At 68.8% G+C, this 15,892-nt stretch carries 16 protein-coding genes; 15 read left to right on the forward strand and 1 reads right to left on the reverse strand.

The annotated features are described in order from the left end of the window. The first annotated feature begins 19 nt into the window (after positions 1 to 19). The 11 genes from bsaX (at position 20) to WS92_RS06910 (ending at position 10,727) form a co-directional block, all read left to right on the forward strand. On the forward strand, positions 20 to 274 hold the full coding sequence (gene bsaX / locus WS92_RS06860; RefSeq protein ID WP_004187417.1) for a SctS family type III secretion system export apparatus subunit BsaX: 255 nt from the start codon (positions 20 to 22) through the stop codon (positions 272 to 274). A gap of 33 nt (positions 275 to 307) precedes the next feature. Further along, on the forward strand, positions 308 to 1,063 hold the full coding sequence (gene sctT / locus WS92_RS06865) for a type III secretion system export apparatus subunit SctT (RefSeq protein WP_171845198.1): 756 nt from the start codon (positions 308 to 310) through the stop codon (positions 1,061 to 1,063). A 3-nt stretch (positions 1,064 to 1,066) separates the two neighbouring features. Further along, positions 1,067 to 2,167 (forward strand): EscU/YscU/HrcU family type III secretion system export apparatus switch protein, encoded by a 1,101-nt coding sequence (locus WS92_RS06870; RefSeq protein WP_059930392.1) that lies wholly within the window; start codon positions 1,067 to 1,069, stop codon positions 2,165 to 2,167. A gap of 125 nt (positions 2,168 to 2,292) precedes the next feature. Then, positions 2,293 to 2,808, forward strand: a complete 516-nt coding sequence (gene bicA, locus WS92_RS06875; protein ID WP_059930394.1) for a SycD/LcrH family type III secretion system chaperone BicA — start codon at positions 2,293 to 2,295, stop codon at positions 2,806 to 2,808. A 70-nt stretch (positions 2,809 to 2,878) separates the two neighbouring features. Beyond that, positions 2,879 to 4,762: a type III secretion system translocon subunit BipB gene (bipB, locus tag WS92_RS06880; RefSeq protein ID WP_059930396.1), complete on the forward strand. Its 1,884-nt coding sequence runs from the start codon at positions 2,879 to 2,881 to the stop codon at positions 4,760 to 4,762. 41 nt (positions 4,763 to 4,803) lie between these two features. Then, positions 4,804 to 6,054, forward strand: a complete 1,251-nt coding sequence (locus WS92_RS06885) for an IpaC/SipC family type III secretion system effector (RefSeq protein WP_059930398.1) — start codon at positions 4,804 to 4,806, stop codon at positions 6,052 to 6,054. A gap of 133 nt (positions 6,055 to 6,187) precedes the next feature. Continuing rightward, the gene (gene bprA / locus WS92_RS06890) at positions 6,188 to 6,478 is read left to right on the forward strand and encodes a T3SS protein BprA (RefSeq protein WP_009915432.1); all 291 of its coding nucleotides are present in this window, start codon (positions 6,188 to 6,190) and stop codon (positions 6,476 to 6,478) included. A gap of 61 nt (positions 6,479 to 6,539) precedes the next feature. After that, positions 6,540 to 7,475, forward strand: coding sequence for a type III secretion system needle tip protein SctA (gene sctA / locus WS92_RS06895; protein WP_059930400.1), 936 nt, complete (start codon positions 6,540 to 6,542; stop codon positions 7,473 to 7,475). 113 nt (positions 7,476 to 7,588) lie between these two features. Beyond that, on the forward strand, positions 7,589 to 9,898 hold the full coding sequence (locus WS92_RS06900; RefSeq protein ID WP_059930401.1) for a hypothetical protein: 2,310 nt from the start codon (positions 7,589 to 7,591) through the stop codon (positions 9,896 to 9,898). Next, the gene (gene bapB, locus WS92_RS06905; protein ID WP_006028890.1) at positions 9,895 to 10,176 is read left to right on the forward strand and encodes a T3SS-associated acyl carrier protein BapB; all 282 of its coding nucleotides are present in this window, start codon (positions 9,895 to 9,897) and stop codon (positions 10,174 to 10,176) included. Before WS92_RS06900 ends, bapB begins: the two co-directional genes overlap by 4 nt. Then, the gene (locus WS92_RS06910) at positions 10,173 to 10,727 is read left to right on the forward strand and encodes a lytic transglycosylase domain-containing protein (RefSeq protein WP_015602564.1); all 555 of its coding nucleotides are present in this window, start codon (positions 10,173 to 10,175) and stop codon (positions 10,725 to 10,727) included. Before bapB ends, WS92_RS06910 begins: the two co-directional genes overlap by 4 nt. Positions 10,728 to 11,100: 373 nt before the next feature. Here the strand turns inward: WS92_RS06910 and WS92_RS06915 are convergent, their stop codons facing one another. Next, positions 11,101 to 11,886, reverse strand: coding sequence for a type III secretion protein BopE (locus tag WS92_RS06915; protein ID WP_059930448.1), 786 nt, complete (start codon positions 11,884 to 11,886; stop codon positions 11,101 to 11,103). Between the two features lie 393 nt (positions 11,887 to 12,279). Here WS92_RS06915 and bopA point away from each other — a divergent pair, with 393 nt between their 5' ends. The 4 genes from bopA (at position 12,280) to WS92_RS06935 (ending at position 15,754) form a co-directional block, all read left to right on the forward strand. Further along, positions 12,280 to 13,833, forward strand: a complete 1,554-nt coding sequence (bopA, locus tag WS92_RS06920) for an autophagy evasion T3SS effector BopA (RefSeq protein WP_059930403.1) — start codon at positions 12,280 to 12,282, stop codon at positions 13,831 to 13,833. Then, a complete protein-coding gene (sicP, locus tag WS92_RS06925; protein ID WP_006028886.1) occupies positions 13,830 to 14,282 on the forward strand; it encodes a chaperone SicP in 453 nt (150 codons plus the stop codon). Before bopA ends, sicP begins: the two co-directional genes overlap by 4 nt. 239 nt (positions 14,283 to 14,521) lie before the next feature. Further along, on the forward strand, positions 14,522 to 15,193 hold the full coding sequence (gene bprB / locus WS92_RS06930; protein WP_082743592.1) for a two-component system response regulator BprB: 672 nt from the start codon (positions 14,522 to 14,524) through the stop codon (positions 15,191 to 15,193). 117 nt (positions 15,194 to 15,310) lie between these two features. Then, positions 15,311 to 15,754 carry a hypothetical protein gene (locus WS92_RS06935; RefSeq protein WP_059930405.1) on the forward strand — a complete coding sequence of 148 codons (444 nt, stop codon included), beginning with the start codon at positions 15,311 to 15,313 and terminating at the stop codon, positions 15,752 to 15,754. The last annotated feature ends 138 nt before the right edge of the window (positions 15,755 to 15,892 follow it).

The raw sequence follows: 15,892 nt of genomic DNA on the forward strand, positions 1-15,892 counted from the left end.
ATTTTTAGGAAGACAAACGATGGCTGAACTCACCTATGCGGGCGACAAGGCGATCCTGCTCGTGATCCTGCTGTGCGCGGCGCCCGTCGCGGTCGCGACCGTCGTGGGCCTCGCGATCGGCCTGTTCCAGACGGTCACGCAATTGCAGGAGCAGACGCTGCCGTTCGGCCTGAAGATGCTCGCGGTGTTCGGTTGCCTGATGATGCTGTCCGGCTGGTTCGGCGGCAAGCTGCTCGCGTTCGCGACCGAGATGCTGTCGATCGGGCTGCGCTGAGCCGCTTCACGTCACGTCATGCCGAGCGACACGATGGATGTCTCGATGGAAGCGTTCTACCGGCAGGCCGGCGCGATCGCGATCGCGTATGCGCGCGTCGCGCCGGTGTTCTATCTGCTGCCGTTCCTGAATGACCGGACGATCGTCAACGGGGTCGTGAAGAACACGATCGTGTTCGCGGTCATTCTCGGGTTGTGGCCGAGCTTCGCGCACCCGCATCTGCAAGGCGGCGCGCTCGCCGGCGTCGCGCTGACGGAGGCGGCGGCGGGCGTCGTGCTCGGCGTCGCGCTGTCGCTGCCGTTCTGGGTCGCGGCGGCGGTGGGCGAGCTGATCGACAACCAGCGCGGCGCGACGATCAGCGATTCGATCGATCCGGCCACGGGCGTCGAAGCGTCGGCGCTCGCGCCGTTCGTGAGCCTGTTCTACGCGGCCGCGTTCCTGCAGCAGGGCGGCATGCTGACGATCGTCGGCGCGCTCGAATCGAGCTACGTGACGGTGCCGGCGGGCGCGCTGTTTTCGGTCGATCTGCCGCGCGTCGGCGCGCTGCTGACCGATCTCGTCGCGCACGGGCTCGCGCTCGCCGCGCCCGTGCTGATCGTGATGTTCCTGACCGATGCGCTGCTCGGGCTCTTCTCGCGCTTCTGTCCGCAGGTCAATGCGTTCTCGCTGTCGCTGACGGTCAAGAGCATCGTCGCGTTCGCCGTGTTCCACCTGTATTTCCTCTATGCGGCCCCGCACGAACTGACGGCGCTGCTGCACGCGCATCCTTTCAGCGGCCTGGTGAAGTGAGCGATGGCGGAGAAAACCGAAAAGCCGACCGCGAAGAAGCTGCGCGACGCGGCGAAGAAAGGGCAGACGTTCAAGGCAAGGGACATCGTCGCGCTCGTCGTGATCGCCACGGGCGCATTGGCCGCGCCCGCGCTCGTCGATCTGACGCGTATCGCGGCCGAATTCGCGCGGATCGCGTCGTCGGGCGCGCAGCCGGACCCGGGCGCCTACGCGTTCGCGTGGGCGAAGCTGTTCCTGCGGATCGCCGCGCCGTTCGTGCTGCTCTGCGCGGCCGCGGGCGCGCTGCCGTCGCTCGTGCAAAGCCGCTTCACGCTCGCTGTCGAATCGATCCGCTTCGATCTCACGGCGCTCGATCCCGTCAAGGGAATGAAGCGGCTCTTCAGTTGGCGCTCGGTGAAAGACGCGGCGAAGGCGCTGCTCTACGTCGCCGTGTTCGCGGTCACGGTGCGCGTGTTCGCCGATCTCTGCCACCACGACGTGTTCGGGCTGTTCCGCGCGCGAGCGGCGCTGCTCGGCCACATGTGGATCGTGCTGACGATCCGGCTCGTGCTGCTGTTCCTGCTGTGCGCGCTGCCCGTGCTGATCGTCGACGCCGCCGTCGAATACCACCTGTACCACCGCGAGCTGAAGATGGACAAGCACGAGGTGAAGCAGGAATACAAGGAGAGCGAGGGCAATCACGAGATCAAGAGCAAGCGGCGCGAGATCCATCAGGAACTGCTGTCGGAGGAGATCAAGGCGAACGTCGAGCAATCCGATTTCATCGTCGCGAATCCGACTCACATCGCGATCGGCATCTATGTGAACCCGGACATCGTGCCGATTCCGTTCGTGTCGGTGCGGGAGACCAACGCGCGCGCGCACGCGGTCATTCGGCACGCCGAAGCGTGCGGCGTGACGGTCGTGCGCAACGTCGCGCTCGCGCGCTCGATCTATCGCAACTCGCCGCGCCGCTACAGCTTCGTGAACCAGGACGACGTAGACGGCGTGATGCGCGTGCTGATCTGGCTCAAGGAAGTCGAGGCGGCGAATCGCGGTGGACCGCCGCCCGGGATGGCGCCCGAGACGCCGCCCGCGCCGCAGGCGCGCGATCGAAACGCTTGACAAGCCGAAAAGACTGCTTTGTGAAATTTTCCTGAGCGAGAGGCGCGTAACGTAGCAACCGTCATTGAACGGCACCGCAACGCGCCGACATCCATGTGACTGAAAGAACCGAACGAGGTGACGGCATGACGCAACGCGACGTGAACATAGACGACATCGAAGCCGACGAGATGGCGGCGGCGCTGCTGGACGCGGTCCAGAACGGCGCGACGCTGAAGGACCTGCATCGGGTGCCGCAGGACCTGATGGACGGCATCTACGCGTTCGCGTACCGCTTCTACCAGCAGGGGCGGATCGACGACGCGGAGGTGTTCTTCCGTTTTCTGTGCATCTACGACTTCTATAACGCCGAATACGCGATGGGGCTCGCGGCGGTGTGCCAGTTGAAGAAGGAATACGCGCGGGCGATCGATCTGTATGCGCTCGCGTACTCGCTGTCGAAGGACGACTGCCGGCCGATGTTCCACACCGGCCAATGCCATCTGCTGATGGGCAAGGCGCCGCTCGCGCGGCGCTGCTTCGGCATCGTCGCCGAGCGCTCGCGCGACGAGCGCCTCGCGCAGAAGGCGCAGTCCTATCTCGACGGGCTCGACGAAGTGGGCGCCGATGCGGCGCCCGCACCGGTTGAAAACGACCTCTAGGATCTGTTTACATACGGAACGCACATGCGCTCCGTATGTAAACAGACTCTAGCCAACAGGAGCTGATCGTATGTCATCGGGAGTGCAGGGCGGATCGGCCGCCAACGCGAACGCTTACCAGACCCATCCGCTGCGCGACGCGGCGCGCGCGCTCGGCACGCTGTCGCCGCAGGCGTACGTCGACGTGGTGTCGGCCGCGCAGCGCAATTTCCTCGAGCGAATGTCGCAGCTCGCGTCCGGGCAGTGCGGCGCGCAGCCGGGGACGGACGACGCGCGGCTCGACAGGCTTGACGATAAGCCGGCGCTGCGCGCGCCGCAGGAACGCGCAGCGCCGCAATCCGACACGGCGAACGCGCAGCCGCAGGACGGCGGCAGCCGCGCGAGCGGCGCGGCGAAGCTGACCGAGCTGCTCGGCGTGCTGATGAGCGTCATCAGCGCGAGCAGCCTCGACGAGCTCAAGCAGCGCTCGGACATCTGGAACCAGATGTCGAAGGCCGCGCAGGACAACCTGAACCGGCTGTCCGACGCGTTCCAGCGGGCGACCGACGACGCGAAGGCGGCGACCGACGCGGCCGCGCAGGCCGCCGCCGCGGCGAAGCAGGCCGCCGCCGACGCGAAGGCCGCGGATGCGGCTGTCGACGCCGCGCAGAAGCAGTACGACGACGCGGTGAAGCAGGGCCTGCCCGACGATCAGTTGAAGGCGCTGAAGGCGGCGCTCGAGCAGGCGAAGCAGCAGGCGAGCGACGCGCATGGCCGTGCGGACGCGTTGCAGGCCGACGCGGCGCAGAAGCTCGATGCGGCGACCGCGCTCGCGACGCAGGCGCGCGAATGCGAGCAGCAAGTCGACGACGCGGTGAATCAGGCCGCGCAGCAATACGGCGCGAGCGCGCCGCTGCGCGCGGCGTCGCCGAAGCTGAGCGGCGCGGCCGAGCTCACGGCCGTGCTCGGCAAGCTGCAGGAGCTGATCTCGTCGGGCAACGTGAAGGAGCTCGAATCGAAGCAGAAGCTCTTCACCGAGATGCAGGCGAAGCGCGAGGCCGAGCTGCAGAAGAAGTCCGACGAATATCAGGCGCAGGTGAAGAAAGCCGAGGAGATGCAGAAGACGATGGGCTGCATCGGCAAGATCGTCGGCTGGGTGATCACCGCGGTCAGCTTCGCGGCGGCCGCGTTCACGGGCGGCGCGAGCCTCGCGCTCGCCGCCGTGGGGCTCGCGCTCGCGGTCGGCGACGAGATCAGCCGCGCGACGACGGGCGTGTCGTTCATGGACAAGCTGATGCAGCCCGTGATGGACGCGATCCTCAAGCCGCTGATGGAGGTGATCTCGTCGCTGATCACGAAGGCGCTCGTCGCGTGCGGCGTCGATCAGCAGAAGGCCGAGCTCGCCGGCGCGATCCTCGGCGCGGTCGTGACGGGCGTCGCGCTCGTCGCCGCCGCGTTCGTCGGCGCATCGGCGGTGAAGGCGGTCGCATCGAAGGTGATCGACGCGGTCGCGGGCCAACTGACGAAGCTGATGGATTCGGCGATCGGCAAGATGCTCGTGCAACTGATCGAGAAGTTCTCCGAAAAGTCCGGGCTCCAGGCGCTCGGCTCGCGCACCGCGACCGCGATGACGCGGATGCGCCGCGCGATCGGCGTCGAGGCGAAGGAGGACGGCATGCTGCTCGCGAACCGGTTCGAGAAGGCGGGCACCGTGATGGACGTCGGCAATCAGGTGTCGCAGGCGGCGGGCGGGATCGTCGTCGGCATCGAGCGCGCGAAGGCGATGGGCCTGCTCGCCGACATCAAGGAGGCGATGTACGACATCAGGCTGCTCGGCGATCTGCTGAAACAGGCGGTCGATTCGTTCGCCGAGCACAACCGCGTGCTCGCGCAACTGATGCAGCAGATGTCGGACGCGGGCGAGATGCAGACGTCGACGGGCAAGCTGATCCTGCGTAACGCCCGCGCAGTGTAATACGGGCGATCACGTTTGTTTTCGAAGTCGAAGAGGTGCGTATGTCAATCGGTGTGCAAAGCAGCGGCATCAACATCAGCAACCCGGAGCTGTCCCGGCTCGCCGACGCGGGGCTGCCCGGGCAGGGCGAGAAGGCGGTTCGCGATGACGGCCGCGCGGTCGCGCGCGCGGACGCGGCGCTCGCGGCCGCCGTCGGCGAGCGCGTGTCGCAGCAGCGCGACGCGGGGCCGGGCGAGCCGCGCGTTGAGCTCGCCCAGCCGAAACCCGCCGCGCAGACGCGCGCGACGGACCGGAGGACGGTCTCGGGAATGGAGCGCGAGCACAAGCGGCTCGCCGCGAGCCAGATGCCCGCCGTGAGGAACATGCTCGACGCGCTCGTTCAGCGCCACGCGCCGCCCGCCGATGCGAAGGCGGGCGGCGAAGGCGCGAAGCGCGTCGGCGACGATGCGCCGCGCGCGACGGCGAACGAGCCGCAGCGCTTCTCGTTCGCCGAGGACAAGGCGTTCGACGCGATGCTCGCGCTCGGCATCGCGATGCAGAAGAACGTGCAGTCGGATCTCGTGATGCAGGGCAAGCTCACGACGCTCGCGCACGACGCGATGATGAGCGCGGCCGCGCAGGATCGCAGCATCGGCGCCGCGCAGATGACGGCCGCGATCGCGGGCGGCGCGCTGCAGGCGGCGACCTCGCTCGGCGGCGCGGTGCAGCAGATGAAGGGCTTGAGCACGAAGTCGATGTCGATCGAAAAGGAGATGAAGCCGCAGGCGGAGCTCAAGCAGTTCCACGCCGAGCAGGCGCTCGAACTGCGCGGCGTCAACAAGCCGGTGTTGCAGAACGACGCGGTGTCGCACGTGAAGGTCAAGCGCGACACCGGGGAGGCCGCGCGCCACGAGATCGACCCGGGCGGCGAGCGGATGAGCGACGAGCACGCGAGCGTGCTCGCGCAGGAGGCGCCCGCGCGGCAGCACCGGATCGACATGCACGGCATGCGCCACGAACAGAACCTCGTGAAGGCGAGCCGCCAGCAGATGAAGGGCGACCTGATCCAGTCGGGCGGCCAGATCGGCAGGAACCAGATCGACGGCGCGTCGGCGCAGCAGCAGGGCGCGGATCGCGCGGAGCAGAAAGAGGACGAGAGCGCGCAGCAGACGGCGATGGCGGCGGCGAGCGCGCGCGACGAAGCCGCGCACCGCGGCCGCGAAGCCGCGCAGAAGGCGATCGACGCGGCGAAGAGCCAGGTCGCGAACGACAACGCGGTGGCCGCGCAGGTAGCCGGCAATCTGCGGACCTGACGGTTCGCGCCGCGGCGGACGCGGGGGGCGTCGCCCGCCGCGCGCCGTCGCGTTTCGGGGGCGGGCGATGGCGTTTTTGTGAAAGCCTGCGCCGGCATCCGTCTCCAGAATCGGAATTCCGATGGTTGAGCGCATGGCGACATACAAGGAACTGAAGGCCCGGGCCGAGGCGTTGAGCGCGCAGGCCGAAGCGGCGCGGCAGGCCGAATTGCAGGCCGCGATCGACGACGTGCGCGCGAAGGTGCGCGAGTACGGTCTGACGGCATACGACGTGTTCGGACACCGAAAGAAACCGGGCGAGCGCAAGCGCGAGGCGGTCAGGCCGAAGTACCGCGATCCGGCGACGGGTGCGACCTGGAGCGGGCGCGGCATCGAGCCGAAATGGATTCGCGGCCGCAACCGGGACGAATTCCTGATCGAGTGAAGGCGGGCGCCGCGCATCGCGCGCGCCCTCGATGAATCCGATAGCAAGGAGGTGAAACACGATGAACATCCAGGCCGACATGGGGCGCGCGCTGGCCGCGCGCGATTGGCAAGCGGTCGCGGCGCTCGCGAAGACGATGCCCGCCGATGCCGGCGCGCGGGCGATGACCGGCGACAATCTGCGCGCGGCGGGCGTCGATCGCCGCGCGCCGGAGCACAAGCTCGGCGCGGCGATCGACGAATTCGCGTCGGCCCGGCTGCCCGATCTGGTCGACGGCCGCCTCGTCGAAGGCCGCCGCGCGGACCTCACGGTGTTCGACGACGCGCGCGTCGCGGTGCGCAGCCACGCGCTCGCGCAGCGCAACCTGCTCGAACGATGGGAAACCGGGCACCTGGGCGGCACGCTCGACGCCGCGGGCAGCGACGGCGGCATCGAGCCGGACCCGATCCTTCAGGGGCTCATCGACGTGATCGCCCAGGGCAAGTCGGACGTCGATGCGTACGCGACGATCGTCGAGGGGCTGACGAAGTATTTCCAGAGCGTCGCCGACGTGATGAGCAAGCTGCAGGATTACATCTCGGCGAAAGACGACAAGAACATGAAGATCGACGGCCATGCGATCCGCGAGCTGCTGCAGGACGTCATCGATCACCTGCCGACGATGCAGTTGCCGAAAGGCGCGGACATCGCCCGCTGGCGCAAGGAGCTCGGCGACGCGGTGACGATCAGCGATTCGGGCGTCGTGACGATCAATCCGGACAAGCTGATCAAGATGCGCGATTCGCTGCCGGACAGCGGCGACGTGACCTGGGACACCGCGCGCTACCAGGCGTGGAACACCGCGTTCTCCGGCCAGAAGGACAACATCCAGAACGACGTCCAGACGCTCGTCGAGAAATACTCGCACCAGAACTCGAACTTCGACAATCTCGTCAAGGTGCTGAGCGGCGCGATCTCGACGCTGACGGACACCGCGAAAAGCTATCTGCAGATCTGAACGAGGCCGCGCGCCCGTGCCGTCGCGCTCGCTGCCGCGATTGCGGCGACGGCGCGCGCTCGCGCGGGTCCTGCCCCGATCCGAAGCAACCGACAAGAGGAAAAAAATTCGTCATGCCGCCGTCCATTCACCGATCTTCGTCCCTCAACAGCACGCCGGCCGCGGTCGCCGGCGGCGCTCCGCGTTCGTCCGGGCGCGGCGGCTTCCCGGCCGACGTGGCGCGCGTGGCGAGCGCGCGCCGGCATACGTTGCCAGTCATAGGCACGCGGCGCGGCGTCGAGAACGATCGCAGCGCGTCCGCGCTACGTGAATCGTTCCGGCAGCGCCTCGACACCGTGTCGTCGTGCGCGATGCAGCCGCCCGAGGACGACCCGCGCGCGACGGCCGCTACGGCCGGCCAGCCGCACGGCGCGACGTCGCTCGAACAGGCGCGTGCGTATCTGGGCGAACTCGCGGGCGAGCGTCGCGGCGCGCTGACGACGCTCGTCGCGCAACTGGGCGGCCACGATCGCCGTGCGCTCGACCATCTCGCGATGACGGTGCACGCGCTGCACCTGACGGTCGACGACGCGAGCCATGCGACGACGTTCGCCGGAATCGGCGACGCGCTCGCATCGTTCCTCGCGGCCGCCGCGCGAGCGGGCGCGAGGAACGGCTCGGCGTCGCGCGATCTGTGCGTCGAGGGCAACAAGGACTACCGGAAGCTCTGCGAGCGCGTCGGCGCGTTACTGAGGGCCGATGGCGTCGCGAGCGCGATGTTCGGCCGTGCGCGCGAGCGCGGCGACGCGGCGGCGGGCGCGCTCGTGTCCGAGCGGCTCGGCGGCCGGATGGACGGGCACGTGCGCACGAACGGGATGGTGAACCGGCACGGCGGCGACGCGCAGCTCAGGATGGCCGACGCCGCGCAGCGCTTCGCGCTCGGCGCGCGCCACGCGACGAATCTCGTCGACATGGTCGGCACCGCGCTCGATCTGCTCGGGCGTACTGATCAGTTGCTGAACGACGTTGCGCTGAAGCGGCCGGGCGCCGATCCGGGCGCTGATCCGGGCGGCGCGCCGACGGCCCCGCACGGCGGGCCCGCGCCGGACGCGACGCCGCAATCGGTCGCGCCGGTCGTCGTCAACAACCATAACGAAAACAACGTGAACGTAAACCTCGACGGGCTCGAGAAACTCGTCGGCGATCTCGGCAGGATGATCGGCGCGCTGCTGACGCGGATGGACGCCAGCGATCCGCCGCGCGCGCAGCGTCCGGCCGATGATGCGAACGGTCCCGCGCGCGCTCGCGCGACCGTCGTGAAAGCGCCGGTGCCGTTCGCGCGGGCGTCGAACGGCGCGCCGGGCTCGCCGCCGGCCGACGCGCGCGGCGATGCGCCGGCGCCGGTGGCGAGCGCGCCGTCCGTCGATCGGCGGATGCCGCCGCCGGCGACCGTTGACCGGGGCGTCGGCGCCGACGCGCCGCCGACGGGCGCGTGGCGGCGCGGCGACGACGGCAAGTGGCGAATGGACCGGGCCGATCCGGTCGTCAGGACCACCGAAGGCGCGACGCGGATCGATCCGTTCAGTCGCGTCGGCACGCGCGTGACGCCCGGAGCAGGCGCTGCCGGTGCGTTGCATGGCGGGGCGACGGGCTCAGCGGAGCCGCGCATCGCGGACGTGCGCGCGCAAGGCGCGGGCCGTGACGCGGACGGTGCGCGAGTCGCCCGGTCGAATGACTCGAATGGGCGTTCGGGCGGGCAGCCCATTGACGAACGCGCGGCGGATGCCGCGGATGCTGCGGACGCGCGTAGCGGCGGTACCGGCGATTCCGCGCCGGGCATGCCGCCCGCGACCGGTTCGTGGTCTCGCGATCCGGCAAGCGGCAAGTGGGTCCGCGCAGGCGGCGACGCGCCGCTCCGGTCGACGGAAGGCTTCAGCCGGATCGACCCGTTTGCCGGTTCGCGGCGCAATGTGTCCGCGTCCATGTCCGCATCCGCGCCCGCGCTTTCGTCTTCATCGTCATCTTCGTTCGCGACGGCTTCGACGCCGGCCGCCCCTACCGTCGCATCGCGCGTCACGTCGAGCGACGCATCGATCGCCGCGTCCGACGGCGGCCCCTGGCCGCGTCCGTCCGCGCTCGCGCCGCGCCGCGCCGATCCGCGGCAGATGAACCGTGCGCAGTTGGAGCGCGCGGGCCTTTATCCGCTCGTCGACGACGATGCATTGTCGTCGGCGCGGTCCGCGCCGGCTGATGTGGCCGATGCGGCTGCCCGGCGCGCATCGCGGCCCGGCGCAGGCTTGCCGAAGCCGAACGCGAAGCCGGACGCGGGCTCGCGTCCGGCGAGGACGTATCCGCCCGTCGAGCCGGCCAGCCGAATCGTGACGACCGAAGGCGCGACGCGCGTCGGCTGGGCCGATTCGATCGACAAGGGCGCGAAGCGATGACGGCCGGCTCGCGCCCGAACGACGCCGCCGCGCTCGCGGCGGCGGCGGCGCTGCTGGCCGGCATGCTGGGCGTGCCGGAAGCGCGGATAGCGCCGGAGCAGCGGCTGCTCGACGATCTGGCGATGGATTCGCTCGAATTGATCGAACTCGCGATGGAGCTCGACGAGCGCTGGAACATCCGGCTCGATCGCGCGCGGCTTGCCGACGTCGCGACGGTTGCCGACGTCGCCGCGCTGCTCGGCGCGGCCGCGCAGCCGGACGGCGCGAGCCGGACATGAGCGCGCGCCGATCCGCGGCGGCGCGCATGCGCGCACGCGTCGCACGCGTGGCTGCGGCGTTCGCGGTCGGCATCGTGTGGGCGGGCGGCGTCGCGCATGCGGACTGCATCGACGACGCCGCGCGGCGCTACCGCGTCAACGCCGATCTGCTGCGCTCGATCGCGTATTACGAGTCGGGGCTGAATCCGCGCGCGCTGCATCGCAACGACGACGGCTCGACCGACATCGGCCTGATGCAGATCAATTCGGTGCATTTGCCGGCGCTGCGCGATCAGGGAATCGACCTTCGCCGTCTGTACGACGCGTCGGTCAACGCACGTGTGGGCGCGGCGCTGCTGCGCCGGCAGATCGATCAATACGGCGACACGTGGCGCGCGGTCGGCGCGTATCACTCTCGCACGCCGGGCTTGAGCGACCGCTATGCGCGCGCGGTTCACGACGTCTATGTCGCGCGGCCCTGGGCAAGAAAAGCGACGGCGCAGCGGGACGTGGCGCGCGCGATGCCGGCGCGTGAGCCGGGGCTCGTCATCGAGGAAGCGTCGGTGCAGTGAGATTGCGGCGGCGGCGGGTGCCCGCGCCGCCATGAGCGTGCGTCGCCGCTTCGATGGCGGCTGGCGATCAGGAATCCGATGCGTGCCGCGTCGGCGTGCGACTCGCTCCGCGGTGTCGCGCATCGCCCGATGCCCGACGGATATTCGACGAATGGGCCGTGATCGAATGGCGATCGAGCCGCGATCGATCGAGCGCTGAAACGCGGGCCGGCCCGGGCCATGAATCGAGCCGGGGCCGGCGAATCGATTGCGGCTCCCGAGTCGGCCGAATCCATCGAATCCATCGAATTCCGCGGATGCTGCGAACTGGCCGAACTCCGCGATCCGGATCATCCAGGCGGGCCCGCCGGACGATCCGGACCACGCTACATCGTCACGCGGCGCCCGGCGCGTCCGTTGTCCCCTTCGCATCGCTCGACGCCTCTTCCGCCGCTCGGCGGTACGTGGCATCGAGCGTCTGCACCGTCTGCCGGAAGCGGGCGAGCGCGTCTGAACGCTCGGCCGGCAACGCGCTCGCGACGAGGTCGATCGCCTGTTGCCGCGCATACGGCTGAAGCTCGCGATACTCCGGGCGCGCGGCCAGCTCGGCGCCCATCAGCGTATCGGCGCGCTGCCGGATTTCGGCGTAAAGCGGATTCGTGCCGGCGCCGCTCGGCGTGAACACGCCTTGCTTGTCGGCGCCGGGCAGCCCGGTTGCGCACGCCGCTTCGCCGAGCGCCTTGACGAACGCCGGCCGCGCGTTGCCCGCGCGCGTGGCCGGGTCCATGCAGAACCGGTCCTTCGCTTCGCTGAAGATCGCGCAGAGCGTTGCTTCGTAGACCTGCCGGCCGAACTTCGCGTCTTGCCGGATTTCAGGGGTGCGCGCGTGGGCGACCTGCTTGACCGCCTCGTCGACGAAATGCCGGATCGCCTGTTTCGGGTCGCCGGCGGGGCGATGGCTGCCGACGTAGCGAACGCCCTGCAGCTTGACCCGCCCGGGCGCGCAGTCCGGCGCGCTGCGGCGGAACAACTGCCCGAGCGTCTCGCCGATCTTGTTGAAGATGCGCTTGATCTGCTGTGCGAACGACGTGCGCGGCCGCGATTCGCAGCGCTTGACGTGAACGTCGAACGACGCCTTTCTGACGTGCGTGAATCCGCCGATTCTCGGGTTGTAAGTCATGTCGTGCTCTCGGTTGAGTGGAAACGGAATCCGCACGTCCGCTTCCGCGCCGCGTTTCGTTCGACGAAGGCGCATGCGCAAAGCGGATGTCCGGATCGATTCGATTTTATGGAGCGGGTCGCCTCGTCCGATTCCATAAATTGCTCATTTGCGGCGGCGTGCGTGCGCGTCCGTTTCCGCGACGAACCGACGTGTGCGCGCTGACTGAGCGGAATCTGAAAGCGACGCCGGACGAATGTCTTCAGCATCGATTTCGATGTCGAGCGGGATTGACGTGCCGTCCGACCAACGCGTTGGCGTGCGCCGGGGCGACGCTCCGTTCGACGGCCATGCGCGGCGGCCAGCGCGGCTGCCGCGCCGTATCGGAATGTCTCGTAGCGAAGGGAGGACTTGATGATCAATGTCGATGCATTCGTCGCAAGCGCACGATCCGGCGCGCGCGTCGTGGTCGGCGACGGCGGGCGCGGGCCAACCGCGTCGGTCGCGAGGCTGGGCATGAAGGAGCGGCTGTTCGCGTTCCTCGCGCACGTCCCGCTGCTCAAGCATTGCGACGCGGTGCGGCGCTATGCCGAGCAGGCCCGCACTGAAAACCGCCGCGCGCTCGAGGTGTTCGTGCTCGCGCTGTCGAAGCGATATGGCGCGGAAGGCGCCAGGGCCGCGTTCGACTACGGCGCACGGCGCGACGGCGCGCCGCTCGATCGGCGGCTCGTGCGCAACATGGTGTCGATCGCCGAACATTTTCACGGCACGGGCGATGCGAAACCGCTGGCGCGCCAGATCGTGTTTCGGTCGTGGGAATGCCGAGGTCTCGATCATCCGGGACACGCGTCGCTGACGATCAAGAATCAGGCGGACGCCGATGCAGGCCGGCATGTCTACGAGCACGTCAGTTGGTGGCCGCTCGAACCTTTCGATGGTAAGGGATTCGGGCGTGTCGAAGCGGAAGCGCTGAACGGATATCGCCGGGACAAGCGATCGGAAATCGGTGCGGAAACCGTGCGCAATCTGTGGCGAGGCGAGATCGCGAGAGGAAAGATCCAGAAGGAAGCCTACGATCCTCTTGGCGACGCGGAGCTTCGCGCCGCGCGTTTTTTCCCGAGAGCGGGGCAGAAACTGGATAAGGAGCGGCAATGGGGGCTGAGCGCGCGCAAGGTGTACTTCCCCGCGATCGGATTCAACCGCGACAAGCGCGACGCGGCCGGCCGGGACACGTTCGTGCTGTTCGGGCTGAACGAAGCGGCGATGTTGCGCGATGCGCGAACCGTGAAGGAAGCGGCGGCGACGGGCGAGCTCAGATACCAGATGATCAGCACGGAGGAAAACTGCGCGTCGATCGCGCTGCGCGTGCTGCGCTCCGGCGGCGCCGAGCACTTCGTGCCGTATGCAGCCGCATGGGTCTCCGAGGACCCGAATCGCGCGCATGCATACGCGCAGGCCGTGCAGTCGAGGATCGACACGCTGAACCAGCAGCGCGCGGACGTCGCGCGCTGCTGCGATCGGCTGGGCGGCAGCGCATCGGTGCAGCAGGCGTGGCGCGCGTTTTCGACGGCCGGCGCGACATCGGCCGGCCGCGCCGCGCACGCGCCGCGGCAAGCGCGGCTCGGCGATCACGCGCGCGAAGTCGAACGGATCGGCGCGTACTTCGCCGAGCTGTCTGCCGCGCGATCCGGCAAGCATCGCGATCGCGCGGACGCGGATCTCGCCGATGCGATGAAGCGCTGCGCGCCGTCGGCTCGCGACGATGTCGCGGCGCTGACGCGCAAGGCGCGCGTGTTCGTCGAAACGCTCGGCCGGCATCTGGGCGCGCCGCCGCAGGACGATCGGGGCGCGCTGCGAATACTGGCCGCGCACGCGATGATCGGGCAGATCGAGGCGTTCATGTCGATCGCGATCGACGCCGATTCGAATCCCATGATTCAGACTTCAGACGGAGCACCCGAACGATGAATACGCATACCGAATGGTTGAATGCGCTGGGCGAAGCGGCGGGCATGCCGCTCGATTTCGACGAGAACGGGCAGTGTTTCCTGCTGCTCGACGCGCAACTGATGATCTCGATTCGCGAACGGCCCGATGCGCTCGTGCTGTATGGAATGGTCGGCGAATTTCCGGCGCATGCGCCGGCGGAACTCTGGAGGCGGATGCTCGCCATCAATCTCGACTTGGCGGAGGCGGGCGGCGGCGGTCTCGGCTTCGACGGCGACACGGCAGCCGTGATGCTGATCGAGCGCATCGCGACGGCGAATCTCGGCGCGCGCGAATTCGTCGACGCATTCGAGGCGTTCGCGTCGCGTCTCGAAAGCCTGATCGGCGCGTTCGAGCAGGTGGGCATCTACGACGCCGGCGCGCGGGACCGTCCGGCGGATTCGCGCGCGGCCCGCGCGTTGCGCGGCTGAATCGACGCGGAGCGGACCGTGTCCGGTTGTGATGCGCGATGTCCGTTGACGCGCCGCCGCGGTCGCCGGACGACGAACGAATGAGCGAATGAAACGGATCTGAAATTTTCCGGTGATGCGCGCGCGCTACGTTCAAGGGCGCGGCTGGGCGTGGCGGGAAGGGCTGCGCGCCGTTCGGGCGACGCGTCACGTGAGCGGGCGCGCGGGAGAGGATGCTCTGGAGCAACAAAGAATCGATTATGGTCGTAGAGAGAAAGTGTGAAAGGGTGCTCGTCGTCGACAGCCATCCGATCGTGCGCGATGGCATCGAGGTCGTGCTCGGCAAGGCGTATGCGGGGATCGACGTGGGCGGGGCGGCCGACATGGCCGAGGCGAGCGACCGGTGCGGGCGCGACCGCCCGGATCTCGTGCTGATGGACGTGATGCTGCCGGGCGACGATCCGCTGCCGGCGATGAGCGAGATCCTGCGCGCGCATCCGGACGTGCGGTTCGTCGTCTTCACCGCGCTCGGATCGGAGGCGCGCGCGGCGGATGCGATCCGCCTCGGCGCGTCGGGCTATCTGCTGAAGTGGTGCAGCCCGGACGGCATCGTGCAGGCGGTCCGGCGCGTGATGGCGGGGCGCGTCCACATCGACCCGTCGCTCGACGAGGCAAGGATCGCGTCGGCGGCCGGCGGCCGCACGCCTCCGTCTCCCGTCGACGAGCTCACGCGGCGCGAGAAGCAGGTGCTGAAGCTGATTGCCGACGGGATGCGCAATCGCGAGATCGCATCGCTGCTGAACATCAGTCCGAAGACGGTGGATTGCCATCGGCAGCGGCTGATGCAGAAGCTCGGCGCGCGCAACGTCGCGAATGTGATCCACTGGGCGTATCGATATGGATACGCGAACGCGTGCGCGCCCGCCATGTAGCGCGGCCCGCGCGGGCAAGCGCCCGATCGCGCGCGGCGGCGAGCGGTTCGTGAAAGTACCGCGCCGAAGCGTGCCGGAAAATGAACGCTCGCTAATGTTCACGACAGGAAAGACATCATGAAGCTGAATGGAATGATCGCCGCGCAATGGAATCATCGACATGACGCGGTCGAACGGCAGGCGCGACGCACTGGCGATGGCCGGCGCGTATGCGGCGTCGCGAGCGAACGCGACGGCCGGACGATGAGAAGCGAGATCAAGGCGATCCGGATGGACGTGCTCAAGGCGATCCGCTTCCACAGTGCGGTCAGCACCCCGGTGCTGCTCGCGAAGCAAAACCGGATCGCCGCGAACGTTCGTGAGGTCAGCGAAAAGATCGACAGGAAGGGGCTGTTCGGCAAGATGGCCGAAGCAGTCAAGTACGTCGCGCACCGCGGCCTGTATTTCGACCGGCGCGCGCTGAGAAAACTCGACGCGTTGGTCGTCCGGCACATCGGCGATCGGCCCGAGGATCGCAAGTTCAAGGTCTTGCCTACGCGGCTGCGGCGTCCGGCGCCGTGAGCGCGCGCGGCGCCCGCGCCGCGCGTCCGGAGCGCCGGCTTGCGTCGGGCGGGCGCCGGCCACCGATGCGTTGCGCATCGCGCAACGCATGATGCGCGCGATGCGCACTCGGGCAGACGCTCTTTCAGTCGCACATTT

The sequence above is a fragment of the Burkholderia sp. MSMB1588 genome (assembly GCF_001546925.1).
Classification (GTDB): Bacteria; Pseudomonadota; Gammaproteobacteria; order Burkholderiales; family Burkholderiaceae; genus Burkholderia; species Burkholderia humptydooensis.